The following is a 22,918-nucleotide window of genomic DNA, read 5'->3' as shown; positions in this document are numbered from 1 at the left end:
AACGACGTATGTGGAACAACGTTCGCCAACTCAACCTTGCCGCCAGCGCGCTGTACGCGCTGTTGCTGCTCGTGTTGGCGGCGGCCGGCTGCTACTGGCTGATCCAGCGTCCGACGTTCGCGCTGCGCGAAATCCGGATCGACGGCGACACCGAGCACATCAACACGCCGACGGTGCGTGCGGGCGTGGTCGGCCGGCTGAAGGGCAATTTCTTCACGGTCGATCTCGATACGGCGCGTGCCGCGTTCGAGCAGATGCCGTGGGTGCGCCACGCGAGCGTGCGCCGGGTGTGGCCGAATGCGCTGGCTGTCACGCTCGAGGAGTACAAACCGCTCGGGACCTGGGGCAGCGCGCAGCTCGTGAGCGTCGACGGCGAGCTGTTCACCGCGAACCAGGGCGAACTGGATCAGGAACTGCCGGCGTTCGACGGCCCGGAGGGCAGTGCGAAGGAAGTCGTCACGCGGTATCGCGACTTCACGAACTGGTTTGCGCCGCTGAAGGCGGCGCCGGAAGAAGTGACGCTGTCGGCGCGCTACGCGTGGACGGTGAAGCTGTCGAACGGCATGCAGGTCGAGCTGGGCAAGGAGCGCACCAGCGAGACCCTGCATGACCGGAGCCAGCGCCTCGTCGCCGCGTGGCCGGCCGTCACGGAGCGTTGGGGCAACGACATCGAGTACGCGGACCTGCGTTATCCGAACGGATTCGCGATTCGTGCGGCAGGCATGCGGTTCCTGACCGATACCGACAAGCGCAAGAAGTAACGAGAGATCACACGCAAGAGCACTTTATGAGCAAAGACTACAAGGATCTGCTGGTTTCCCTCGACATCGGCACGTCGAAGGTGGTGGCCATCGTCGCCGAGCTGAAGGGCGAAGGCCATTACGAGGTGATCGGCCTCGGCCAGAGCGAATCGAAGGGTCTGAAGAAGGGCGTGGTGGTCAATATCGAGGCCACCGTGCAGTCGATCCAGCGCGCGCTCGAGGAAGCCGAGCTGATGGCCGACTGCAAGATCACCAACGTGTTCACGGGGATTGCCGGCAGCCATATCCGCAGCTTCAACTCGAGCGGGATGGTCGCGATCAAGGACAAGGAAGTCACGCAGACGGACGTCGCGCGCGTGATCGAGACCGCGAAGGCGATCAACATCCCGACCGACCAGCAGGTGCTGCACATCCTCACGCAGGAATTCATCATCGACGGCCAGGAAGACGTGCGCGAGCCGATCGGGATGAGCGGCATCCGCCTCGAGGTGAAGGTGCACATCGTGACGGGCGCGGTCAGTGCCGCGCAGAACATCGTCAAGTGCGTGCGTCGCTGCGGGCTGGAAGTGAACGACCTGATCCTGCAGCCGCTCGCGTCGTCGCTGGCCGTGCTGACGGAAGACGAAAAGGATCTCGGCGTGGTGCTGGTCGACATCGGCGGCGGCACGACCGACATCGCGATCTTCGCCGAAGGCGCGATCCGCCATACCGCGGTGATTCCGATCGCCGGCGACCAGATCACGAGCGACATCGCGATGGCGCTGCGCACGCCGACGCCGGATGCGGAAGACATCAAGGTCGGCTACGGGATCGCGAAGCAGGCGCTCGCCGATCCGGACGAGATGGTCGAAGTGCCGGGCCTCGGCGAACGCGGCCCGCGCACGCTGTCGCGCCAGGCGCTCGCGGCCGTGATCGAGCCGCGCGTCGAGGAACTGTTCTCGCTCGTGCAGCAGGTCGTGCGCGAGTCGGGTTACGAAGAACTGCTGAGCTCCGGCGTGGTCATTACCGGCGGGGCTTCGATGATGCCGGGCATGGTCGAGCTCGGCGAAGACATTTTCCTGAAACCGGTGCGCATCGGCGCGCCGGAATACGCAGGCGGCCTCGCCGACGTGGTGCGCAATCCGCGCTACTCGACGGCGATGGGCCTGCTCGTCGAAGGCAGTGCTCAGCGCATGCGCGGCCGCAAGGTCGCCGTGCAGTCCGGCAACGCGGGGCAGATCTTCTCGCGGATGAAGGAATGGTTCCTGAGCAACTTCTGACGAACCGAATCGAAATTCGCGCCGGTGCCGGCGGCTGGCGCGCGACAGGGGGTTGCCCGATCTCCTGCCGAATAACGGCCGAGTAGTTTTATTTTCTTGACGGAGGCAACAATGGAATTCGAAATGCTGGAAACCGAAACCAACGGCACCATCATCAAGGTGGTCGGCGTTGGCGGCGCTGGCGGCAATGCCGTTCAGCACATGATCAACCGTGGCGTGCAGGGCGTCGACTTCATCGTGATGAACACCGACGCACAGGCGCTGTCGCGCGCGCGCGCACCGTCCGTGATCCAGCTCGGCAACACCGGCCTCGGCGCAGGCGCGAAGCCGGAAATGGGCAAGGCGGCGGCGGAAGAGGCGCGCGAGCGCATCGCCGACGCGCTGCGTGGCGCGCACATGGTGTTCATCACGGCCGGCATGGGTGGCGGTACGGGCACGGGCGCGGCGCCGGTGGTCGCGCAGATCGCGAAGGAGATGGGCATCCTGACGGTGGGTGTCGTCAGCAAGCCGTTCGAATTCGAAGGCGGCAAGCGCATGCGCGTCGCGGAAGCAGGCTCGCAGCAACTGGAGGATCACGTCGACTCGCTGATCGTCGTCCTGAACGACAAGCTGTTCGACGTGATGGGCGATGACGCCGAGATGGACAAGTGCTTCCAGTGCGCGGACGACGTGTTGAACAACGCGGTTGCAGGCATTGCCGAAATCATCAATGTCGATGGCCTCGTGAACGTCGACTTCGAAGACGTGAAGACGGTGATGGGCGAGCAGGGCAAGGCGATGATGGGCACGGCGACGGTCGCCGGCGTCGATCGCGCACGCCTCGCGGCGGAACAGGCCGTGGCGAGCCCGCTGCTCGAAGGCGTCGATCTGTCGGGCGCGCGCGGCGTGCTGGTCAACATCACGTCGAGCCGTTCGCTGCGCCTGTCGGAAACGCGCGAAGTGATGAACACGATCAAGAGCTACGCGGCGGAAGACGCCACGGTGATCTTCGGTGCGGTGTACGACGACGCAATGGGCGATGCACTGCGTGTGACGGTCGTGGCGACGGGTCTGGGCCGTGCGGAGAAGAAGCAGCAATCGGCTCCGATGACGCTGCTGCGCACGGGTACCGACAACCAGCCGGTCAGCGCGGTCTCGCACGGCTATGCGCAGCCGCAGCACGTCAGCACGGCCGACTACGGCGCGCTCGATACGCCGGCGGTGTGGCGCAACTCGCGCGAAACCGCGGCATCGCACGTGCAGGCGCTGCAGGAGAAGGGTGTCGACACGTACGACATCCCGGCTTTCCTGCGCAAGCAGGCTGACTGACGACGCACACAAAGGCGAAGCCGCGGCGCGATCGACGAGATTGCCGCGGTAACGCCGGCGTGACGGATGCCACGGACCACGACAGGCCGCGTCGAATGCGACGCCGGGCCGGGAAACGTGCCCTCTTCGCATGAGCGGAGCGGGATGGGACGTGCTGTCCGCAATACGCCGAAAAACCGTATCGCTATGAGGGACCAGCCATGATTCAAGTGGGCGACGCGCTGCCCGACGCGCAACTGTTCGAGTTCATCGACGACGCGCGCGAAGGCTGCACGCTGGGGCCGAATGCCTGCAGCGTGCGCGATCAGGTTGCGGGAAAGCGGGTGGTGATCTTCGGATTGCCGGGCGCTTTCACGCCGACCTGTTCGGCGCAGCATGTGCCGGGCTATGTCGAGCACGCCGAGCAACTGCGCTCGGCGGGCATCGACGAGCTCTGGTGCGTGTCCGTCAACGACGCATTCGTGATGGGCGCATGGGGACGTGATCTGCACACCGCGGGCAAGGTGCGCATGATGGCGGACGGCAGCGCTGCTTTCACTCATGCGCTGGGGCTGACGCAGGATTTGTCCGCGCGTGGCATGGGAATCCGTTCCCTGCGCTACGCGATGGTGGTCGACGACGGTGTGGTCAAGACGCTGGCCGTCGAAGCGCCGGGCAAGTTCGAAGTGAGCGATGCGGCGAGCGTGCTCGCGACGTTGACGTCCTGATCGTGCGGTGCGCCGTTGCCTGCCGGCAACGCTGCTCACCGGCCTCAGGACAGTTGTAACACGGGCCGATGACCGGAAACGCCTCCGTTCCGGGCATCGGCCCGTCCCGTATCGGCGCGGGTAAACAGTCGAAACAGATTGATACGCAGTTTCAAACAGCGTTGGATAGGGAATTACGCTATAATCCCACCTATCGAATATAACTCCTGATTGATATTCTCAATCAAGATGAAGAACATCATGCTGAAGCAGCGCACCATCAAATCGATCGTGAAGACCGTGGGCATCGGTCTCCACTCGGGCCGCAAGGTCGAACTGACGCTCCGCCCGGCCGCGCCGGGCACGGGGATCGTTTTCTCGCGCGTCGACCTGCCCACGCCTGTCGACATTCCGGCATCCGCGATGTCGATCGGCGACACGCGGCTCGCGTCGGTGCTGCAGAAGGATGGTGCGCGCGTGTCGACCGTCGAGCACCTGATGTCGGCGTGTGCCGGCCTCGGCATCGACAACCTCTACGTCGACGTGACGGCCGAGGAAATCCCGATCATGGACGGCAGCGCCGCGTCCTTCGTGTTCCTGATCCAGTCCGCGGGCATCGAGGAGCAGAACGCGCCGAAGCGCTTCATCCAGGTGAAGAAGCCGGTCGAAATCCGCGACGGCGACAAGTTCGCGCGTCTCGATCCGTATTTCGGCTTCAAGCTGAAGTTCACGATCGACTTCCGTCACCCGGCCGTCGACAAGACCGGCCAGGAACTCGAGGTCGACTTCGCGAACACGTCGTACGTGCGCGAGATCGCGCGTGCGCGCACGTTCGGTTTTGCCCATGAAGTCGAAATGATGCGCGAGCTGGGTCTCGCACGCGGCGGCAGCATGGACAACGCGATCGTGCTCGACGAATACCGGATCCTGAACAACGACGGGCTGCGCTACGACGACGAATTCGTGAAGCACAAGATGCTCGACGCGATCGGCGACCTGTACGTGGTCGGCCATCCGCTGCTGGCGTCGTACACCGCATACAAGTCGGGTCACGGGCTGAACAACGCGTTGCTGCGCGAACTGCTCGCGCACGAGGACGCGTACGAGATCGTCACGTTCGACGATCCGCAAGCCGCGCCGAGCGGCTTCGCGTTCGACACGCAGACGGCCTTCGCCTGATCGGCGTTCGGCACCCGCGATAAAAAAGCGACCTTCGGGTCGCTTTTTTGTTGGGCGTCAGGCCCGCGGGGGCGGCGCGCACTCAGCGCGACGACTTCGCACCGTGCCGCGCGGCCATTCGCGCGAGTGCAGCCTGCAATGGCGACGGCTCGAGGTGATCGGCGAGGTCGCGCAACGCGGTGGCGCCGACGGTCGTCATGCGCGCCTGCTTCACGTGCGGGGGTTCCGGCGCGTCTTTCGGACGCACGCGCACGCGCAGCGCCGAAACCGGCCAGCCGCGCTTCTGGAGATCGGCGAGCAGGCGCGGCTCGACCTGCCGCAGCCGGGCGGCGAGCGCATTGTGCGCGGCAAAGAGGGTCAGGGTGCCGTCCTTGATGGAGCCCGGCTCGACGTGATTCGCGAGATAGTCGGGCAGCAGCGCGGCCAGGTCGCGCTGCAGCGACGCGACCTGTTCGACGCCGGCGCGCAGCGCCGCGAACGCGTCGGTGCGGTTGAGCACTTCGGACACGGGTTGCGGGCGATACGCGGCGAGCGGGCCGAAACGCTTGGAAAATCGGTTCATCGAGGCATTCTTCGGGCGCGCACGGGCGCGGACGTTGACGCCGATTGTACCCGCGCCGGCTAGCGCACGGGCGGCTTTCGGGCCATGCGCCCGATTGCCCGCACGGGTTTGGCGTGCGGCGCGAGTCCGGCCGGGACACCGGCGCATGCTTCCTCGCGTGCTAAAATTCCTCGTTTGATTCCACTAATTCGCTAAGCCGCCGAGGCTCGGGCGTCGGGGCGCGCAACGCGCGCCGGGCGCCGGTGCTGCGACGCAGGATCCGATCCGATGACAACCGGTTTTCTCCAGAAAATTTTTGGCAGCCGCAACCAGCGGCTCGTCAAGCAATACCAAAAGACCGTCGCGACGATCAATGCGCTCGAAACGCAGATCGAGAAGCTGACGGACGACCAGTTGCGCGGCAAGACGGATGAGTTCCGCCAGCGGATCGCGGGCGGCGAGTCGCTCGACAAGCTGCTGCCCGAGGCGTTCGCGGTCTGCCGGGAGGCAAGCCGCCGCGTGCTGAAGATGCGCCACTTCGACGTGCAAATGATCGGCGGCATGGTGCTCCACTACGGCAAGATCGCGGAAATGCGCACCGGCGAGGGCAAGACGCTCGTCGCGACGCTGCCGGTCTACCTGAATGCGCTGGCCGGCCGTGGCGTGCACGTCGTGACGGTCAACGACTACCTCGCGCAGCGCGACGCCGAATGGATGGCGCGTCTCTACAACTTCCTCGGTCTGTCGGTCGGCATCAACCTGTCCGGCATGGAGCACGACCAGAAGCAGCAGGCCTACGCGTCGGACATCACCTACGGCACGAACAACGAGTTCGGCTTCGACTACCTGCGCGACAACATGGTCTACGAGACCGACGCGCGCGTGCAGCGGGCACTGAACTTCGCGGTCGTCGACGAAGTGGACTCGATCCTGATCGACGAGGCGCGTACGCCGCTGATCATCTCCGGCCAGGCGGAAGATCACACCGAACTGTACGTGCGGATGAACGCGCTGCCGCCGCTGCTCGAGCGCCAGATCGGCGAGGAGAAGGCCGACGGCACGGGCGTCGAGAAGCCGGGCGACTATACGCTCGACGAGAAGGCGCGCCAGGTGTTCCTGACGGAGTCGGGCCACGAGAAGGCCGAGCGGCTGCTCGCCGAGTGGGGCCTGATCGGCGAGGGCGAAAGCCTGTACGCGCCGCAGAACATCACGCTGATGCACCACGTGTACGCCGCGCTGCGCGCGCACACGCTGTTCCACAAGGACCAGCACTACGTCGTGCAGAACGGCGAAGTGGTGATCGTCGACGAATTCACGGGCCGCCTGATGGCGGGCCGCCGCTGGTCCGACGGCCTGCATCAGGCGGTCGAGGCGAAGGAACACGTGAAGATCCAGAGCGAGAACCAGACGCTCGCCTCGATCACGTTCCAGAACTACTTCCGCATGTACGCGAAGCTCGCGGGCATGACCGGTACGGCCGACACCGAAGCGTACGAATTCAACGAGATCTACGGCCTCGAGACGGTCGTGATCCCGACCAACCGCCCGCCGAAGCGGATCGACAAGCAGGACCAGATCTACAAGACGGCCAAGGAGCGCTACGACGCGGTGATCCGCGACATTCGCGACTGCTACGAGCGCGGCCAGCCGGTGCTGGTCGGCACGACGTCGATCGAGAACTCGGAGCTGCTGTCGCACCTGCTGAAGCAGGCAGGCCTGCCGCACGAGGTGCTGAACGCGAAGCAGCACGAGCGTGAAGCCGCGATCGTCGCGGAAGCCGGCCGGCCGAACCGCATCACGATCGCGACCAACATGGCCGGTCGCGGTACCGACATCGTGCTCGGCGGCAACGCCGAGAAGCAGGCTGCGTTCATCGACGCCGACGACGCGATCCCCGCCGACGAAAAAGCGCGCCGCATCAAGCAGCTGCACGACGAGTGGGAGACGCTGCACGAGCAGGTGAAGGCCGCGGGCGGCCTGCACATCATCGGCACCGAGCGCCACGAATCGCGCCGGATCGACAACCAGCTGCGCGGCCGTGCGGGCCGCCAGGGCGACCCGGGCTCGTCGCGCTTCTACCTGTCGCTCGACGATCCGCTGCTGCGCATCTTCGCGGGCGACCGCGTGCGCTCGATCATGGATCGCCTGAAGATGCCGGAAGGCGAGGCGATCGAGGCCGGCATCGTCACGCGTTCGATCGAGTCCGCGCAGCGCAAGGTCGAAGCGCGCAACTTCGACATCCGCAAGCAGCTGCTCGAATACGACGACGTGTCGAACGACCAGCGCAAGGTGATCTATCAGCAGCGCAATGAACTGCTCGAAGCCCACGACATCACCGAGACGATCTCGGCGATGCGTCATGGCGTGATCGCCGAAGTCGTCCACCAGTTCGTGCCGCAAGGCAGCATCGAGGAACAGTGGGACGTGCCCGAGCTCGAGGAAGCGCTGCGCAACGACTGGCAGCTCGACCTCGCGATCCAGGAAATGGTGAACGAGTCGTCGTCGATCACGGCCGAGGAGATTCTCGAAGCGGTGACGACCGCCGCCGACGAGCAGTACGAGACGAAGGTCGCGATGGTCGGCCGCGAATCGTTCAGCGCGTTCGAGCGCTCGGTGATGCTGCAGACGGTCGACCGCCTGTGGCGCGAGCACCTCGCGGCGCTCGACCACCTGCGCCAGGGCATCCACCTGCGCGGCTATGCGCAGAAGAACCCGAAGCAGGAATACAAGCGCGAAGCGTTCGAGCTGTTCGCCGCGATGCTCGAGGCGATCAAGCAGGAAGTCACGCGCATCGTGATGAACGTGCAGATCCAGTCGCCGGAGCAACTCGAGGAAGCCGCCGAGCAGATCGAGGAGCGCGGCGGTCATCTCGAAAACGTCGAGTATCAGCATGCCGACTACGCGGAATCCGGCGCGCCGGTCGCGAACGTCGCGGCCGCCACCGCGGCCACGGCGACGGCCGACATGGTCGGCAGCGCGATGACCCACAGCGGCCCCGGTGGCGAGATGCCGAAGGTCGGCCGCAACGACCCGTGCCCGTGCGGCAGCGGCAAGAAGTACAAGCAATGTCACGGGAAGCTGTCATGATCGGCGGCGGCGCGCATTCGCGTGCCGCTTCGTTCGCAGCTTCGAGTCAGTGATGTGAGTTGCGGCGGCCCGCGCGTGCGGCCGCCGGTTCTTCCAATCGATGCCGGCGCATGCCGGCATTTTCCATCCGGCAGGTGTGCCCCATGGCTGTCAATTTTCCGTCGATCGATCCCGCCCAACTCCATCCCGTCGCCGGCGTCACGCTCGGCTGGGCGGAAGCGAACATCCGCAAGCCGAATCGCAAGGACGTGCTGGTCATCTCCGTCGACGAAGGGGCGACGGTCGCCGGCGTATTCACCGAGAATCGCTTCTGCGCCGCGCCGGTGACGGTGTGCCGCGAGCACCTGGCAAAGGTGCGTGCCGGCGGTGCGGGCATCCGCGCGCTCGTCGTGAACACGGGCAATGCGAATGCGGGCACCGGCGAGCCGGGCCTCGCGAACACGCGCGAGACCTGCTCGGAACTCGCGCGCCTCGCGGGCATCGACGCTGCACAGGTGCTGCCGTTCTCGACCGGCGTGATTCTCGAGCCGCTGCCGATCGACCGCCTGAAGGCCGGGCTGCCGGCAGCGCTCGCAAACCGCAAGGCCGCGAACTGGTACGACGCCGCGCAGGCGATCATGACGACCGACACGCTGCCGAAGGCCACGTCGCGCCAGGTGACGATCGACGGCCACACGGTCACGCTGACGGGCATCAGCAAGGGTGCGGGCATGATCAAGCCGAACATGGCGACGATGCTGGGCTTCCTCGCGTTCGATGCGAACGTGGCGCAGCCGGTGCTCGACACGCTCGTGAAGGAAGTGGCCGACCGCTCGTTCAACTGCATCACGATCGACGGCGACACGTCGACGAACGACTCGTTCATCCTGATCGCGTCCGGGAAGAGCACGCTGCCTGCGATCACGTCGACCGACTCGCCGGCCTATGCGGCGCTGCGCGACGCGGTCACGCAGGTCGCCCAGGTGCTGTCGCAGCTGATCGTGCGCGATGGCGAAGGCGCGACGAAATTCATGACGGTGCAGGTCGAAGGCGGCAAGAGCGTCGCCGAGTGCCGCCAGATCGCATATGCGATCGGGCACTCGCCGCTCGTGAAGACGGCCTTCTATGCATCCGACCCCAATCTTGGCCGGATTCTCGCGGCGATCGGCTACGCGGGCGTCACGGATCTCGACGTGGGCAAGGTCGACCTCTATCTCGACGACGTGCTCGTCGCGAAGGCCGGCGGCCGCAATCCGGCTTACCAGGAGGAGGACGGCCAGCGCGTGATGAAGCAGAGCGAAATCACGATCCGCGTGCTGCTCGGCCGCGGTGACGCGCAGGCAACCGTCTGGACGTGCGATCTTTCGCACGATTACGTGAGCATCAACGCGGATTACCGCTCCTGATCGGGAGCGCTCGAACGACATGGACAAGCTCGAACAGTTTCTGACGCGCGCGGAAGCGCTGCTCGGCCGCCTCGAGGGGATGCTGCCGCCTGCGCCGGCGGCCATCGACTGGAACGCCGCCACTGCGTTCCGCTGGCGCAAGCGCCAGGGGCGCGGCTATCTGCAGCCGGTGCCGGCAGCATCGTCGATCACGCTCGACGACCTGCACAACATCGATCGACAGAAAGGGCTGATCGAGCAGAACACGCGACAGTTCGTCCAGTGCAAGCCGGCGAACAACGTGCTGCTGACCGGTGCGCGCGGCACCGGCAAGTCGTCCCTGATCAAGGCCTGCCTGAACGCGCATGCGAAGGACGGCCTGCGCCTGATCGAAGTCGACAAGGACGACCTGCACGATCTCGGCGACATCGTCGACCTGATCGCGCAGCGTCCGGAGCGGTTCATCGTGTTCTGCGACGACCTGTCGTTCGAGGAGGGCGAGTCGGGCTACAAGGCGTTGAAGGTCGCGCTCGACGGCTCGATCGCCGCGCAGTCCGACAACGTGCTGATCTACGCGACGTCGAACCGCCGCCATCTGCTGCCCGAGTACATGAGCGACAACGAGTCGTACAAGCATCTGCCGGACGGCGAGATCCACCCCGGTGAAGTCGTCGAGGAAAAGATCTCGCTGTCGGAGCGCTTCGGGCTGTGGGTCAGCTTCTACCCGTTCAAGCAGGACGACTACCTCGACATCGTCGCGCACTGGCTGCGTCATTTCGGCTGCGCGGACGCCGAGATCGAGACGGCGCGCGGCGACGCGCTCGTCTGGGCGCTCGAGCGCGGTTCGCGTTCGGGTCGCGTCGCATGGCAATTCGCGCGCGACTGGTCGGGTCGCAAGGAGCAGGCATGAGTGCGGATTTCGCAGCAGACGGCGTGCGCGCGCCTGATGGACGCAAGGTGACGGAGGTCGCGGTCGGCGTGATGGTGCAGGCGGACGGTCGTTACCTGCTCGCGCAGCGGCTGCAGGGCAAGCCGTACGAGGGCTACTGGGAGTTTCCCGGCGGCAAGCTGGAGGCCGGGGAGAGCGTGGAGGACGCGCTGGCGCGCGAATTGCACGAGGAACTCGGCATCGAAGTCACGGCCAGCCACCGCTGGCATATGCTCGAGCACGATTATCCGCACGCGTACGTGCGGCTCTATTTCTGCAAGGTGACGGGCTGGACGGGCGAGCCGCACAGCAAGGAAGGGCAGGCGTTCGTGTGGCAGCAACTGCCGGTCGAGGTCGCGCCGCTGTTGCCGGCGGCGCTGCCGGTGCTGGAACTGCTCGAGAAGGAGGCGGCGTCGTAATGACGCCGTGGCGGCTCGCCTGAAAGGCGGGCCACATCGCAGGACGGGCGGTGTCGCGCGCCGCTCAGCTGTCGCGGCGGCCGTCGGTGCCGTCTTCCTCCGACGACGGACCCTCGTCGGAGGACCCGCCGATCCGGTACTTTTCTGCGGCCCATGCGCCGAGGTCGAGCTGCTTGCAGCGGGCCGAACAGAAGGGACGGAACTTGTTTTCAGGCGTCCAGCGCACTTCTGCGCCGCACGAAGGACATTTCACAACGGTAGTCATACGAGAGCGTCGAACCGGCACGCGGCCGTTACAGATTGCACAGTGTCAGGTGGAATGGCACGTCGATGTCCACCGCGCGCGGCCGCACGTCGCCGTCCTGCATGGTGAACCGTACCCACAGCATGTATTTGTTGGCGCTCGCTTCGGGAATCACGCGCAGCTCCGGCGGCACGCGCACCTGCATCAGCTGGTAGGTGCGCCCCGACAGCATCTGCTGGTAGCTGCCCTGCATCGCCATCACTTTCGAAGCCTGGCCCGATTCACGCGCGAGCCGCAGCACGATCGCAGCGGCGTCGCGCAACGGCAGCAGCGGCAGGATCCATTTCGCGATGTCCTGGCGCCGCTGTTCCGCGGGCCATTGCTGCCACGCATAGTACGACGGCAGGTCGAACTTGCACGTGCCGCCGGGAATCACCGCGCGGCTGCGGATGCTGGCGAGCCACTCGTTGTCGATCAGATGCTGCCCGGTCTTGCCCTGCATCTGCGCAAGATTGGCGAGCGTCTGCTCGATTTCACCGAGCACGGCCTCGAGCGCATTCTGCTCGATGCCCGGATTGCCGCGAAAGGGGGCGAGCGTCTGGCGTTGACGTTCGAGCTCCTTCATCAGATCCGATTTCAGGTCCGCGCGGCCCGTGACCTCGGCGATTTCGAACAGCGTCGTCAGCGCGACGTGATGTTCACGCGGGTCCTCCTGAGCCAAAAAGAACGCGAAGCGCTCGAACAGGTCTTCGAGGCGCAACAGCGTGCGAATTCGCTCGTTGAACGGATACTCGTAAAGAATCAAGCGCGCTCGCCTCTAGGGTAGGGATTGAAACAATGCAGGACATTCTAATGCTCACTGTCTACCCTAGCAACGCACCAATTTCGTACACCATCACGATCGCGCGCGGCGATCAGTGCGCGGCGGCCGCGAATGCGAGATAACGTTGGTGCAGTGCATCGACCTGTGCGGCGAGAGCTGCGGGCGTCGTCGCGTCGTTGACGATCACGTCGTCGGCCGCAGCGAGACGCGCTTCGCGCGTCGCTTGTCTTGCGATGATCGCTTCGACCTGTTCGCGCGTGAAATCATTGCGCCGCATCACACGTGCGATCTGCGTCTCGACCGGGCAGTCGACGACCAGCACGCGATCGCTGCGCGCCTTCCAGTTACCTGACTCGACGAGCAGCGGCACGACGAAGATCACGTAAGGGCCCTGCGCTTCGCGGGCCTCGCGCTCGGTCTCGGCGCGGATCAGCGGATGCGTGATCGCTTCGAGGCGCCGGCGCGCGTCGTCGTCGCTGAAAATCAGTGCGCGCATCTTTGCACGGTCGAGCGAGCCGTCGGCCGCGACGAATTCCGGTCCGAAGGCATGTTCGATCGCCGGCATCGCGAGGCCGGCCGGTGCGGTGATGCGGTGCGCGATCAGGTCGGTATCGACGATCGATGCACCGCGTGCGGCGAACATGTCGGCGACGGTCGTCTTGCCGCTGCCGATGCCGCCGGTGAGTCCTATTGCAAACATGTGAGCCTCCGCCGTGCCGTCACGGGGCGGCGAAGCGCCTCCCCGCGACGCAGCGAACATGGCGGCCGCCGGCGGTGCGTCATGTCAGCCGCCGAGTGCCGAATAGAAAGGGGTGCCGAAAAACAGCGTCGCGACGCCGCCTGCCGCGAGGAACGGGCCGAACGGAATCGGCTCCTCGAAGCGCATGCGTCCGCGCCAGGTCGCGACGAGCCCGACGAGCGCGCCCGTCACCGCGGCGAACAGCACGACCTGCGGCAGCGCGGCCCAGCCCATCCATGCGCCGAGCGCGGCGAGCAGCTTCAGGTCGCCGAAGCCGATGCCCTCGATGCCGCGCAACCATTTGAACAGCCAGTAGATCGACCACAGGAACAGGTAGCCGGCCATCGCGCCGACCACGGCCGAACGCAGCGACGTGAACGTGCCGCCGAGGTTCAGTGCGAGCCCGGCCCAAAGCAACGGCAGCGTCATCGAGTCGGGCAGGTACCCGGTCCGGATATCGATCGCGCTCATTGCCAGCAGTGCCGCGCACAATCCGAATGCGGCGAGTGCGGCGACGGTGGGGCCGAACGCGGCGAGCGAACCGGCGGCGAGCAGCGCACCGGCGAGCTCGACGAGCGGATAGCGTACGCCGATCGCATGGCCGCACTGACGGCAGCGCCCGCGCAACAGCAAGTAGCTGACGAGCGGGATGTTCTCCCACGCACGCAGCACGTGACCGCAATGCGGGCAGGCGCTGCGCGGGCGCCACAGGTCGTAGCGCGGCGGATAGCCGTCGTCCGGCGGCGTGCTTGCACTGCCGGTCGCTTCGGCGATCTCGGCCTGCCAGGCGCGCTGCATCATCACCGGGATCCGGTGCACGACGACGTTCACGAAGCTGCCGACGCACAGGCCGAGCACGACGGCGAACGCATACTGCACCGCGGGCGGCAGCATCGCCAGCGCGAGCAACGTGCTGTCGGGCGAGTCGAATACGGTTATGAGGGGCGCGGACGTCATGGGGCTCGGGTTCGGGCATGAAAGGCGACAGAATCGGTTGCGATGCTACACCACGTTGCCCAGCTGAAGGATGGGCAGATACATCGCGATCACGAGGCCGCCGACGAGTGCGCCCAGCACGATCACGATCAACGGCTCGCCGAGCGCGGCGAGCGCATCGAGGCGCGCGTCGAGCTGACGCTCGCATAGCGCGGCGATATCGGCGAGCATCGTGTCGAGCGCGCCGGTTTCCTCGGCGACGGCGATCGGCTGCACGACGTCGTCCGGGAAGCATCCCGCCGCGTGCATCGCATCGGCCAGTCGCGCGCCGCGCAGCACGCGCGTCGCGATCTGTGCGGTGGCCTGTTCGAACACCGGATGGCCGGCGGTGCGCTCGAGCGTGGCGAACGCGTCGGCGAGCGGGACGCCCGCGCCGAGCAGCGTTGCAAGCGAGCGGCACCAGCGCGCGGTCGCGAAGCGTATGAGCGCGGTGCCGACGAGCGGCAGATTCAGCAGATGCCGCGCGACCGTATAGCGCAGCGAAGGCGAGCGCCGCAGCGCGTGGCGCGCGACGAGTCCGGCGCCGGCTGCGCCCGCAACCAACGTGCCACCCCAGGCCGATGTCGCGGACGAGAGGGCGAGCAGGGCGCGGGTTGGTGCCGGCAGCGCCGCGCCGAAACCGTCGAAAATCTGTCGGAACGTCGGCACGACCCACACCATCAGCGCGGCCGAGATCGCGAGCGCGAACACGATGACGGCGACCGGGTATGCGAGTGCGGCACGCAGCTTGCGCCATTGCGCGTCGGCGCGTTCCCGGTGCTCCGCGACGCGGGTCAGTACGGTACCGAGCGCACCCGATGCCTCGCCCACCTCGATCAACTGGCGATACAGCGTGCCGAACTGGGACGGATAGCGTGCGAGCGCGGCGGCGAAGCGTTGCCCGCCGATGATCTCGCGCGCGAGACCGGCGGCGATGCGCGGCAACCCGTCGCGCGTACGGGTGCGGGCGAGCATCTCGAGCGACGGTGCGAGCGGTAGTCCGGCTTGCAGCAGGCTCGCGAGCTGACGCGTGAAGCGCGTGACCTCTCGTGCGCCGGCCGCGGGTGGTCGGGCCGCGCCGCGGACGTCGAGCGACAGCACCGCGACGCCGTCGCGCGCGAGTGCTGCTCGTGCGGCGGCTGCATCGAAGGCGATGACGTTCCCGCGGCATGGCGTGCCGTCGCGACGACGGCCGCGCCACGCGAAGCAGGTTTCCTTTGGCGGTGCATGCATGGCGATCATGCGTCGGGCGTCGCGGCCAGCGCTTCCGCGATGCTCGTCGTGCCGTCGCGGACGTGCGCGAGTGCCGCGTCGCGCAGACTGCATACGCCCTCGGACGCCGCGCATTGCGCGAGCGTGCCGACGCTTGCGCGTGCGACGATGTGCTCCGCCATTGCCGGTGAAACCGGCATCGTCTGATGCAGGCCGATCCGGCCGCGATAACCGATGCCGTGACAGGTGGCGCAGCCGCGCGCGACGAACGGACGCCATCCGGATTCCAGCGCTGCCGAATCGCAGCCTGCTTCGCGCAGCGCGCGTGCCGATGCGTCCGAGCGCACGCGGCAGACGGTGCAGAGGCGCCGGACGAGGCGTTGCGCGGTGACGAGGCGCAATGCGGCCGCCAGGTTGTATGGTGCGACGCCGATGTCGAGCAGGCGCGCGACGGCTGTCGGCGCGTCGTTCGTGTGCAGCGTCGATAGCACGAGGTGCCCGGTCTGCGCGGCCTTGATCGCGACGTCGGCCGTCTCCGCATCGCGAATCTCGCCGACCATGATGACGTCCGGGTCCTGCCGCAGCAGCGCGCGCAGCGCAGTGGCGAAAGTGAGCCCGGCCTTTTCGGCCACGCCGACCTGGTTGATCCCGTCGAGCTGAATCTCGGCCGGATCCTCGACCGTGCACACGTTGTGCGCATCGCGGTCGAGCATCTGCAGCGCGCAATAGAGCGACAGCGTCTTGCCGCTTCCGGTCGGCCCGGTGACGAGCACGAGACCGTGCGGCGCGCGAATCGCGGCCTCCATCGCCTCGGCCTGCCGCGCGTCGAAGCCGAGGCGCGCGAGCGTGAGGTCGGGCGGCAATATTTCCAGGCGGCGCAACACGAGCTTCTCGCCGAACAGCGTGGGCAGCGAGCTGACCCGGTAGTCGCCTCGCATGCCGCCGTCGACCGCGATGCGCAGCCGGCCGTCTTGCGGAAGCCGGCGCTCGGCGATGTCCATGCGGGCGAGCACCTTGATGCGTGTCACGAGTGCGTCGCGCAGATGAGCTGGCGGCCGCGCGTGTTCATGCAGGACGCCGTCGATGCGCAGGCGGATGCGCCAGCCTCCTTCGAACGGCTCGACGTGGATGTCGGACGCGTTGCGCACGCGGGCGGCGTGCAACGTGTCGGTCAGCAGCCGTACGGCGGGCGAGTCGTCGAGTTGCGCCGCATCGAGCGGCCGGGGCGTTTCAGCGGGCGATGCGTCGAGGGAGGCAGGCGGCCGCTGCGTGCGCGGCGGCGCCCCGGGAGGTGGGAAGTGCATGTGAGCCGGCGCTCGGCCGCCTGTTGATCGTGACCAGCAAATGGTCGCGTATCGCGAGCGGCGCCGACAGTCGGCCGTTCGGCTAGCGCGCGGCGCGTGCGCGCGTGCCGCGCGGCTTGAAGAGCTTGACGGTGCGCACGGCCTGATCGTCGCTGCGCATGACCTCGAGCATCACGTCACGGATTTTCAGGCACACGTCGCCTTCGGGAATTTCCTCGAGGATTTCGAGGATGAGGCCGTTCAGCGTCTTCGGTCCGTCGGTTGGCAATTGCAGGTGCAGCCAGCGGTTCAGTTCGCGCAGCGGCATGCTGGCGGCGACGATGCATTCGCCGTTCTGGTCCCAGCCGCCCGCACGTTCGCCGCGCGGCATCGACGTCGTGAATTCGCCGATCAGTTCCTCGATGATGTCCTCGGGCGTGACGAGCCCCTCGAGTTCGCCGTACTCGTTGACGACGAGCGCGGTTCGCTGCCGGCTTTCCTGGAAATACTGGAGTTGCTGGACGACCGGCGTGCCCGACGGCACGTAGTACGGCTCGGCGAGCAGCGTGCGCAACGTTTCGCGGTCGAAATCCTGGTTGTGCAGTGCGGTGAGTGTCTTCCGGACGTGCAGCACGCCGAGCACCTTGTCGATGTCGCCTTCGTAGACGACCAGGCGGTTGTGATAGCAGGTCTCGAGCTGATGCAGGATGTCGTCGAGCGGCGCGTAGAAGTTGAGCGATTCGATTTGCCGGCGCGGCACCATCACGTCGTCGACCGTGATGTTCTCGAGGTCGAACAGGTTGAGCAGGATGCTGCGGTGCTTGGTCGGCATGAAGCTGCTCGATTCGAGCACGATCGCGCGCAGCTCGTCGGCCGACATCCGCTGATCGCGGCCCTTCTTCGTGTTGATGCGCAGCACCCAGAGCACGCCGTTCGCGAGCGCGTTGACGAACCAGACGACCGGCTTGAACACGCGCATCAGCGGCGCGATCACGAGACTGGCGGGCAGCGCGATGCGCTCGGGAAAAGTTGCGCCGACGATCTTCGGCGCGATTTCCGCGAACACGATGATCAGGAACGCGACGATGCCGGTCGCGATCGACAGCGCGAGGTTGTTACGGCCGAACGTATGCAGCGCGAGCGAGGTCGTCAGAACCGGGATGATCGTGTTGAACAGATTGTTGCCGATCAGGATCACGCTGAGCAGCAGGTCGGTGCGCGTGAGAAGACCCTGCGTGGTTTTCGCGCCGAGCACGCCCTGACCGGCGAGATGCTTCAGCCGATGGCGGTTGAGCGCCATCATCGCGGTCTCGGAAATGGAAAAGAAGCTGGAGCAGAGGAGAAGCAGGAAGACGGCGCCGATTTGCGCCCATAAGGGAATTTGGTCCACGCGTCAGAAGGGCAGTGAAGGACAGGGATGGAGGGAATATAGCAGAGGCCGGCGGCCGGGATGTGTCGCACGCGGCATCGGGCCCGTGCGACCGGGCAAAACGAAGGCAAAAAAAAACCGTGCACATGGTGCACGGTTTTTTCAAATCTGGTCGGGGTGAGAGGATTCGAACCTCCGGCCTCTACGTCCCGAACGTAGCGCTCTACCAGGCTAAGCTACACCCCGATTTTTTGCTCTTCCGACTTTGGCGCCTTCGTGAAGATCGCTGCGTCGTCTCAAGCAAGAACGTAACTATAACGATGTTTTTTCTAAAAGGGAATACCTTGGTGAAGAAATTTTTCGAGGCAAGGTATCGCGTCCCCTTCGCGGCGCGTTTACGACTGCCGCGACGTCGAGTACGAGCACAGCCCGAGCAGGCTTTCCTTGTAGATCGAATCCGGGAACGCGGCGATCGCGGCCGCAGCGGCCTGTGCTTCCTGGCGCGCACATTCGAGCGTATGGTCGAGCGCGCCCGAACGCGTGATCGCGTCGAAAATCGTATCGAAGCGATCGGTGCCGCCTTGCTCGATCGCCTCGCGCGCGAGCGCCGATTGTTCGGGCGTGCCGCGTTCGATCAGATAGATGAGCGGGAGCGTCGGTTTGCCTTCGCGCAGATCGTCGCCGGCATTCTTGCCCATCGCTTCGGCCGTGCCCGCGTAGTCGAGCCAGTCGTCCATGATCTGGAATGCGGTGCCGATCCGGCGGCCGTATTCGGCCGCGGCGGCTTCGGTTGGCGCATCGGCGCCGGCGAGCACCGCGCCCAGGCGGGCCGATGCCTCGAACAGCTTCGCCGTCTTGTAGCGGATCACCTGCATGTAGCGCGACTCGTCGACGTCCGCGTCGTGCATGTTCAGAAGCTGCAGCACTTCGCCTTCGGAGATGATCGTCGTCGCTTCCGACAGGATTTCCATCACGCGCATCTTGCCGACGCCGACCATCATCTCGAACGAGCGCGAATAGAGGTAGTCGCCGACCAGCACGCTCGCCGCATTGCCGAACAGCGCGTTCGCCGTCTGGCGGCCGCGCCGCAGTTCGGATTCGTCGACGACGTCGTCATGCAGCAGCGTGGCCGTGTGGATGAACTCGACGACGGCGGCCAGCACGTGCCGCTGGTGCGACGTCTCGCCGAGCGCACCGGCGACGAGCAACAACAGGGCCGGACGCAGCCGCTTGCCGCCCGCGCCGATGATGTACTCGGCGATTTGGTTGATCAGCAGCACGTCGGACGCGAGGCTTTGCCGGATAACGCGATTCACCTGCTCCATGTCGCTGGCGATCGGGGCGAGCAGGTGGGCGGCGCTGAGGGTGGGGGAGGCGGTGGACGACGACATGATGATCGAAATGGGTGATGCCGCGGATTATAAGTCGAATCCGCGATATCCCGGTCTGTCGGACGTGCCGGCACCGTGATTTTGGCCGTCCGGCCAGGGCTTGCGCGCGGCAATCGTGGATCGGCTTTGACTTGGGTGCTAACCCCATGTATAATCACGTGTTTTCCGCGCGTGGTGTGCGGAAAAATTGGATCCAGAGTGAGGTTCTCAATGTACGCGGTCATAAAAACCGGCGGCAAGCAGTACAAGGTTGCCGTTGGCGAAAAACTCAAAGTAGAACAGATACCGGCTGACATTGACGCTGAAATCACGCTCGACCAGGTTCTCGCAGTGGGCGAAGGCGAATCGATTAAGTTCGGTACGCCGCTGGTCAGTGGGGCTTCCGTCAAGGCCACCGTTGTGTCGCACGGTCGTCATGCCAAGGTCACCATCTTCAAGATGCGTCGCCGGAAGCACTACCAAAAGCACGGCGGCCACCGCCAGAACTACACTGAGCTGCGCATCGACGCGATCAACGCGTAAGCGCCTCGGTAAAGGAGCAATCAGATGGCACACAAAAAGGCAGGCGGCTCTTCCCGGAACGGCCGCGACTCCGAGTCGAAACGTCTCGGCGTGAAAGTGTACGGCGGCCAGGCGATCAACGCTGGCGGCATCATCGTGCGTCAGCGCGGTACGCGCATGCACGCTGGCGAGAACGTCGGCATGGGCAAGGATCACACCCTGTTCGCGCTGGTCGACGGTCACGTCAAGTTCGCGACCAAGGGCGCGGACAAGAAGCATCTGGTCATCGTCGTCCCGGCGGCTGCCTAAGTTCAGGCACCCACGGGCTTCGTAGCCGAAAGGCCCCGCAGTCTTCGCGGGGCCTTTTTTTATTTGGCCGCCGGGCGCATGTGCGCACCGGCGGCTGTCGCGAAACGGCGGGCAATCGGCCGAACGGCAGATTGTTCAAGCGCGCCGGCGCGCGGCACAATAGCGGAAATACTGGTCGGAGTGACGAATGAAGTTCATTGACGAAGCACGAATCGAAGTCATCGCCGGCGACGGAGGCGATGGCAGCGCGTCGATGCGCCGCGAGAAATTCGTCCCGTTCGGCGGGCCGGATGGCGGCGACGGCGGCCGGGGCGGCAACGTCTACGCGATCGCCGACCGCAACATCAACACGCTGATCGACTACCGTTACGCGAAGAAGCATCTGGCGCGCAATGGCGAAAACGGCCGCGGATCCGATTGCTACGGCAAGGGCGGTGACGACGTCACGCTGCGCATGCCGGTCGGCACGGTCGTGACGGACATGGACACGGGCGAATTGATCGCCGACCTCACCGAGCACGATCAGCAGGTGATGCTCGCGAAGGGCGGCGCAGGCGGCCTCGGCAACCTGCATTTCAAGTCGAGCACGAACCGCGCGCCGCGCCAGAAAACCGACGGCAAGCCGGGCGAACGGCGCATGCTGAGGCTCGAACTGAAGGTGCTCGCCGACGTCGGTCTGCTCGGCATGCCGAACGCCGGCAAGTCGACCTTCATCTCGTCGGTGTCGAACGCGAAGCCGAAGATCGCCGACTATCCGTTCACGACACTCGCGCCGAACCTCGGCGTCGTGCGTGTCGGCCCGAGCAAGAGCTTCGTGATCGCCGACATCCCGGGGCTGATCGAGGGCGCAGCCGAAGGTGCGGGCCTCGGCCACCAGTTCCTGCGACACCTGCAGCGCACCGGTGTGCTGCTGCATCTCGTCGATTTGGCTCCGTTCGACGAAAGCGTCGATCCGGTCGCGGAAGCAACCGCGATCGTCGGCGAACTGCGCAAGTACGACGAGGCGCTCTACGAGAAGCCGCGTTGGCTCGTCCTCAACAAGCTCGACATGGTGCCGGAAGACGAGCGCGAGGCGCGCGTCGCCGATTTCCTCGACCGTTTCGGCTGGGACGGCCCGGTGTTCGAGATTTCGGCGCTCACGGGTCAGGGCTGCGAAGCGCTTTGCTACGCGATCTACGACTACCTCGCCGAGCATTCGGACGCGCATCGCGCGGCGGAAGAGGAAGATCTGGCCGCGGACGTGCGCTTCCGCGATGCGCCGCCCGCCGATGGCGGCGCGACGCCCGGCGACGACGCCTGAGCGGGGCCGGAACGCACCGGGCGTCGCGCCTGGTGCCGGAATTTAATCGCGCCCTGTCGGGCCGGCATCAGATACAGGAGACAGCGCACAATGCGTTCGATCATCGCGGATTCGAAGCGATTGGTGGTGAAGGTGGGCTCGAGCCTCGTAACCAACGACGGTAAGGGGCTCGATCATGCTGCGATCGGCCGCTGGGCGGCCCAGATCGCCGCGCTGCGCGCGCAGGGCAAGGAAGTGGTGCTCGTCAGTTCGGGCGCGATCGCTGAAGGGATGCAGCGGCTCGGCTGGAGCAAGCGTCCGCGCGAGATCGACGAGTTGCAGGCCGCCGCCGCGGTTGGCCAGATGGGGCTCGCGCAAGTCTACGAAAGCCGCTTTACCGAGCACGATATCCGCACCGCGCAGATCCTGCTGACACATGCCGACCTTGCCGATCGCGAACGCTATCTGAACGCGCGCTCGACGCTGCTCACGCTGCTGCGGCTCGGCGTCGTGCCGATCATCAACGAGAATGACACGGTCGTCACCGACGAAATCAAGTTCGGCGACAACGACACGCTCGGTGCGCTGGTCGCGAACCTGATCGAAGGCGATGCGCTGATCATCCTGACCGACCAGTCCGGGCTGTTCACCGCCGATCCGCGCAAGGATCCGAATGCGACGCTGGTCGCGGAAGCCAGTGCGGGCGCACCGGAACTCGAGGCGATGGCGGGCGGAGCCGGCTCGAGCCTCGGCCGCGGCGGAATGCTGACGAAGATCCTCGCGGCGAAGCGCGCAGCGCACAGCGGCGCGAACACCGTGATCGCGAGCGGCCGCGAAGCCGACGTGCTGGTGCGACTGGCGGCGGGCGAGGCGATCGGCACGCAGCTGATCGCGCGCACCGCGCGGATGGCTGCGCGCAAGCAATGGATGGCCGATCATCTGCAGGTACGCGGGCACGTCGTGATCGACGCCGGCGCGGTCGAAAAGCTGACGGCTGGCGGCAAGAGCCTGCTGCCGATCGGCGTGATCGGCGTGCAGGGCGCATTCGCGCGCGGCGAGGTGATCGCATGTGTCGGCCCCGACGGACGCGAAGTGGCGCGCGGTCTCACGAACTACAGCAGCGCGGAAACGAAGCTGATTCACCGCAAGCCGAGCGGCGAGATCGAGGCGGTGCTTGGCTACATGCTGGAACCGGAACTGATTCACCGCGACAACCTCGTGCTCGTGTAATCACTCGGCCAAGGCGTCGCGAGACACTAAA

Annotated in this window: 22 protein-coding genes and 1 tRNA gene; 13 read left to right on the top strand and 10 right to left on the bottom strand. The window is 65.9% G+C overall.

All coding sequences use genetic code 11. The features are described from left to right. Positions 1–8 precede the first annotated feature (8 nt). The 5 genes from ACV22V_RS24595 to lpxC all read left to right on the top strand — a co-directional run bounded on the left by ACV22V_RS24595 (position 9) and on the right by lpxC (position 5,193). Complete coding sequence (locus ACV22V_RS24595; RefSeq protein ID WP_057926855.1) at positions 9–761, top strand: cell division protein FtsQ/DivIB; 753 nt, start codon at positions 9–11, stop codon at positions 759–761. A gap of 26 nt (positions 762–787) precedes the next feature. Continuing rightward, positions 788–2,020, top strand: coding sequence for a cell division protein FtsA (gene ftsA / locus ACV22V_RS24590; protein WP_006752447.1), 1,233 nt, complete (start codon positions 788–790; stop codon positions 2,018–2,020). Positions 2,021–2,131: 111 nt separating this feature from the next. Continuing rightward, complete coding sequence (gene ftsZ, locus ACV22V_RS24585; protein ID WP_448015773.1) at positions 2,132–3,328, top strand: cell division protein FtsZ; 1,197 nt, start codon at positions 2,132–2,134, stop codon at positions 3,326–3,328. A 200-nt stretch (positions 3,329–3,528) separates the two neighbouring features. Beyond that, positions 3,529–4,035, top strand: a complete 507-nt coding sequence (locus ACV22V_RS24580) for a peroxiredoxin (protein WP_059535173.1) — start codon at positions 3,529–3,531, stop codon at positions 4,033–4,035. Positions 4,036–4,275: 240 nt separating this feature from the next. Beyond that, on the top strand, positions 4,276–5,193 hold the full coding sequence (lpxC, locus tag ACV22V_RS24575; protein ID WP_059535496.1) for a UDP-3-O-acyl-N-acetylglucosamine deacetylase: 918 nt from the start codon (positions 4,276–4,278) through the stop codon (positions 5,191–5,193). A gap of 82 nt (positions 5,194–5,275) precedes the next feature. Here the strand turns inward: lpxC and ACV22V_RS24570 are convergent, their stop codons facing one another. Further along, complete coding sequence (locus ACV22V_RS24570; protein ID WP_059535175.1) at positions 5,276–5,755, bottom strand: DUF721 domain-containing protein; 480 nt, start codon at positions 5,753–5,755, stop codon at positions 5,276–5,278. A gap of 267 nt (positions 5,756–6,022) precedes the next feature. Between ACV22V_RS24570 and secA the strand changes: the two genes are divergently transcribed. The 4 genes from secA (at position 6,023) to ACV22V_RS24550 (ending at position 11,532) form a co-directional block, all read left to right on the top strand. Continuing rightward, positions 6,023–8,821, top strand: a complete 2,799-nt coding sequence (gene secA / locus ACV22V_RS24565; RefSeq protein ID WP_059535177.1) for a preprotein translocase subunit SecA — start codon at positions 6,023–6,025, stop codon at positions 8,819–8,821. 143 nt (positions 8,822–8,964) lie between these two features. Further along, positions 8,965–10,206 (top strand): bifunctional glutamate N-acetyltransferase/amino-acid acetyltransferase ArgJ, encoded by a 1,242-nt coding sequence (gene argJ / locus ACV22V_RS24560; protein WP_448015772.1) that lies wholly within the window; start codon positions 8,965–8,967, stop codon positions 10,204–10,206. Between the two features lie 19 nt (positions 10,207–10,225). Then, entirely contained in the window at positions 10,226–11,095 is an 870-nt protein-coding gene (locus ACV22V_RS24555) for an ATP-binding protein (RefSeq protein ID WP_448015771.1), read from the top strand. Continuing rightward, entirely contained in the window at positions 11,092–11,532 is a 441-nt protein-coding gene (locus ACV22V_RS24550) for an NUDIX domain-containing protein (protein ID WP_448015770.1), read from the top strand. Before ACV22V_RS24555 ends, ACV22V_RS24550 begins: the two co-directional genes overlap by 4 nt. A gap of 64 nt (positions 11,533–11,596) precedes the next feature. Here the strand turns inward: ACV22V_RS24550 and ACV22V_RS24545 are convergent, their stop codons facing one another. The 9 genes from ACV22V_RS24545 to ACV22V_RS24505 all read right to left on the bottom strand — a co-directional run bounded on the left by ACV22V_RS24545 (position 11,597) and on the right by ACV22V_RS24505 (position 19,568). Next, entirely contained in the window at positions 11,597–11,797 is a 201-nt protein-coding gene (locus ACV22V_RS24545) for a DNA gyrase inhibitor YacG (protein ID WP_039317342.1), read from the bottom strand. Positions 11,798–11,825: 28 nt separating this feature from the next. After that, positions 11,826–12,581 (bottom strand): cell division protein ZapD, encoded by a 756-nt coding sequence (gene zapD, locus ACV22V_RS24540; RefSeq protein WP_059535184.1) that lies wholly within the window; start codon positions 12,579–12,581, stop codon positions 11,826–11,828. Positions 12,582–12,690: 109 nt separating this feature from the next. After that, a complete protein-coding gene (gene coaE / locus ACV22V_RS24535; RefSeq protein WP_448015769.1) occupies positions 12,691–13,299 on the bottom strand; it encodes a dephospho-CoA kinase in 609 nt (202 codons plus the stop codon). 84 nt (positions 13,300–13,383) lie between these two features. Continuing rightward, on the bottom strand, positions 13,384–14,295 hold the full coding sequence (locus ACV22V_RS24530) for a prepilin peptidase (RefSeq protein ID WP_059700730.1): 912 nt from the start codon (positions 14,293–14,295) through the stop codon (positions 13,384–13,386). A 45-nt stretch (positions 14,296–14,340) separates the two neighbouring features. Beyond that, on the bottom strand, positions 14,341–15,555 hold the full coding sequence (locus ACV22V_RS24525; RefSeq protein ID WP_059535190.1) for a type II secretion system F family protein: 1,215 nt from the start codon (positions 15,553–15,555) through the stop codon (positions 14,341–14,343). After that, the gene (locus ACV22V_RS24520; protein WP_448015768.1) at positions 15,552–16,829 is read right to left on the bottom strand and encodes a GspE/PulE family protein; all 1,278 of its coding nucleotides are present in this window, start codon (positions 16,827–16,829) and stop codon (positions 15,552–15,554) included. Before ACV22V_RS24520 ends, ACV22V_RS24525 begins: the two co-directional genes overlap by 4 nt. An 82-nt stretch (positions 16,830–16,911) precedes the next feature. Then, on the bottom strand, positions 16,912–18,198 hold the full coding sequence (locus ACV22V_RS24515; protein ID WP_082721944.1) for an HlyC/CorC family transporter: 1,287 nt from the start codon (positions 18,196–18,198) through the stop codon (positions 16,912–16,914). 148 nt (positions 18,199–18,346) lie between these two features. Next, a tRNA-Pro gene (locus tag ACV22V_RS24510) sits at positions 18,347–18,423 on the bottom strand. Between the two features lie 149 nt (positions 18,424–18,572). Further along, positions 18,573–19,568: a polyprenyl synthetase family protein gene (locus ACV22V_RS24505; protein WP_059700727.1), complete on the bottom strand. Its 996-nt coding sequence runs from the start codon at positions 19,566–19,568 to the stop codon at positions 18,573–18,575. Positions 19,569–19,778: 210 nt separating this feature from the next. Between ACV22V_RS24505 and rplU the strand changes: the two genes are divergently transcribed. From rplU to proB, 4 genes are all read left to right on the top strand, one after another. After that, positions 19,779–20,090, top strand: coding sequence for a 50S ribosomal protein L21 (gene rplU / locus ACV22V_RS24500; RefSeq protein ID WP_006025184.1), 312 nt, complete (start codon positions 19,779–19,781; stop codon positions 20,088–20,090). A 24-nt stretch (positions 20,091–20,114) separates the two neighbouring features. Then, positions 20,115–20,378 carry a 50S ribosomal protein L27 gene (gene rpmA, locus ACV22V_RS24495; protein WP_006476999.1) on the top strand — a complete coding sequence of 88 codons (264 nt, stop codon included), beginning with the start codon at positions 20,115–20,117 and terminating at the stop codon, positions 20,376–20,378. 187 nt (positions 20,379–20,565) lie between these two features. After that, positions 20,566–21,678, top strand: coding sequence for an Obg family GTPase CgtA (gene cgtA, locus ACV22V_RS24490; protein ID WP_059535195.1), 1,113 nt, complete (start codon positions 20,566–20,568; stop codon positions 21,676–21,678). A 90-nt stretch (positions 21,679–21,768) separates the two neighbouring features. Further along, complete coding sequence (proB, locus tag ACV22V_RS24485; protein ID WP_059681797.1) at positions 21,769–22,887, top strand: glutamate 5-kinase; 1,119 nt, start codon at positions 21,769–21,771, stop codon at positions 22,885–22,887. The last annotated feature ends 31 nt before the right edge of the window (positions 22,888–22,918 follow it).

The sequence above is a fragment of the Burkholderia sp. AW33-5 genome (assembly GCF_053427615.1).
The sequence above is the reverse complement of the archived record's forward strand: the minus strand, read 5'-3'. Positions and strand labels throughout refer to the sequence as shown.

What these genes read in the sequence shown, in the direction of transcription:
- ACV22V_RS24595 (WP_057926855.1), top strand. Translation starts at nt 9, where the DNA reads ATGTGGAACAACGTTCGCCAACTCAACCTTGCCGCCAGCGCGCTGTAC.
- ftsA (WP_006752447.1), top strand. Translation starts at nt 788, where the DNA reads ATGAGCAAAGACTACAAGGATCTGCTGGTTTCCCTCGACATCGGCACG.
- ftsZ (WP_448015773.1), top strand. Translation starts at nt 2,132, where the DNA reads ATGGAATTCGAAATGCTGGAAACCGAAACCAACGGCACCATCATCAAG.
- ACV22V_RS24580 (WP_059535173.1), top strand. Translation starts at nt 3,529, where the DNA reads ATGATTCAAGTGGGCGACGCGCTGCCCGACGCGCAACTGTTCGAGTTC.
- lpxC (WP_059535496.1), top strand. Translation starts at nt 4,276, where the DNA reads ATGCTGAAGCAGCGCACCATCAAATCGATCGTGAAGACCGTGGGCATC.
- ACV22V_RS24570 (WP_059535175.1), bottom strand. Translation starts at nt 5,755, where the DNA reads ATGAACCGATTTTCCAAGCGTTTCGGCCCGCTCGCCGCGTATCGCCCG.
- secA (WP_059535177.1), top strand. Translation starts at nt 6,023, where the DNA reads ATGACAACCGGTTTTCTCCAGAAAATTTTTGGCAGCCGCAACCAGCGG.
- argJ (WP_448015772.1), top strand. Translation starts at nt 8,965, where the DNA reads ATGGCTGTCAATTTTCCGTCGATCGATCCCGCCCAACTCCATCCCGTC.
- ACV22V_RS24555 (WP_448015771.1), top strand. Translation starts at nt 10,226, where the DNA reads ATGGACAAGCTCGAACAGTTTCTGACGCGCGCGGAAGCGCTGCTCGGC.
- ACV22V_RS24550 (WP_448015770.1), top strand. Translation starts at nt 11,092, where the DNA reads ATGAGTGCGGATTTCGCAGCAGACGGCGTGCGCGCGCCTGATGGACGC.
- ACV22V_RS24545 (WP_039317342.1), bottom strand. Translation starts at nt 11,797, where the DNA reads ATGACTACCGTTGTGAAATGTCCTTCGTGCGGCGCAGAAGTGCGCTGG.
- coaE (WP_448015769.1), bottom strand. Translation starts at nt 13,299, where the DNA reads ATGTTTGCAATAGGACTCACCGGCGGCATCGGCAGCGGCAAGACGACC.
- ACV22V_RS24530 (WP_059700730.1), bottom strand. Translation starts at nt 14,295, where the DNA reads ATGACGTCCGCGCCCCTCATAACCGTATTCGACTCGCCCGACAGCACG.
- ACV22V_RS24525 (WP_059535190.1), bottom strand. Translation starts at nt 15,555, where the DNA reads ATGATCGCCATGCATGCACCGCCAAAGGAAACCTGCTTCGCGTGGCGC.
- ACV22V_RS24520 (WP_448015768.1), bottom strand. Translation starts at nt 16,829, where the DNA reads ATGCACTTCCCACCTCCCGGGGCGCCGCCGCGCACGCAGCGGCCGCCT.
- ACV22V_RS24505 (WP_059700727.1), bottom strand. Translation starts at nt 19,568, where the DNA reads ATGTCGTCGTCCACCGCCTCCCCCACCCTCAGCGCCGCCCACCTGCTC.
- rplU (WP_006025184.1), top strand. Translation starts at nt 19,779, where the DNA reads ATGTACGCGGTCATAAAAACCGGCGGCAAGCAGTACAAGGTTGCCGTT.
- rpmA (WP_006476999.1), top strand. Translation starts at nt 20,115, where the DNA reads ATGGCACACAAAAAGGCAGGCGGCTCTTCCCGGAACGGCCGCGACTCC.
- cgtA (WP_059535195.1), top strand. Translation starts at nt 20,566, where the DNA reads ATGAAGTTCATTGACGAAGCACGAATCGAAGTCATCGCCGGCGACGGA.
- proB (WP_059681797.1), top strand. Translation starts at nt 21,769, where the DNA reads ATGCGTTCGATCATCGCGGATTCGAAGCGATTGGTGGTGAAGGTGGGC.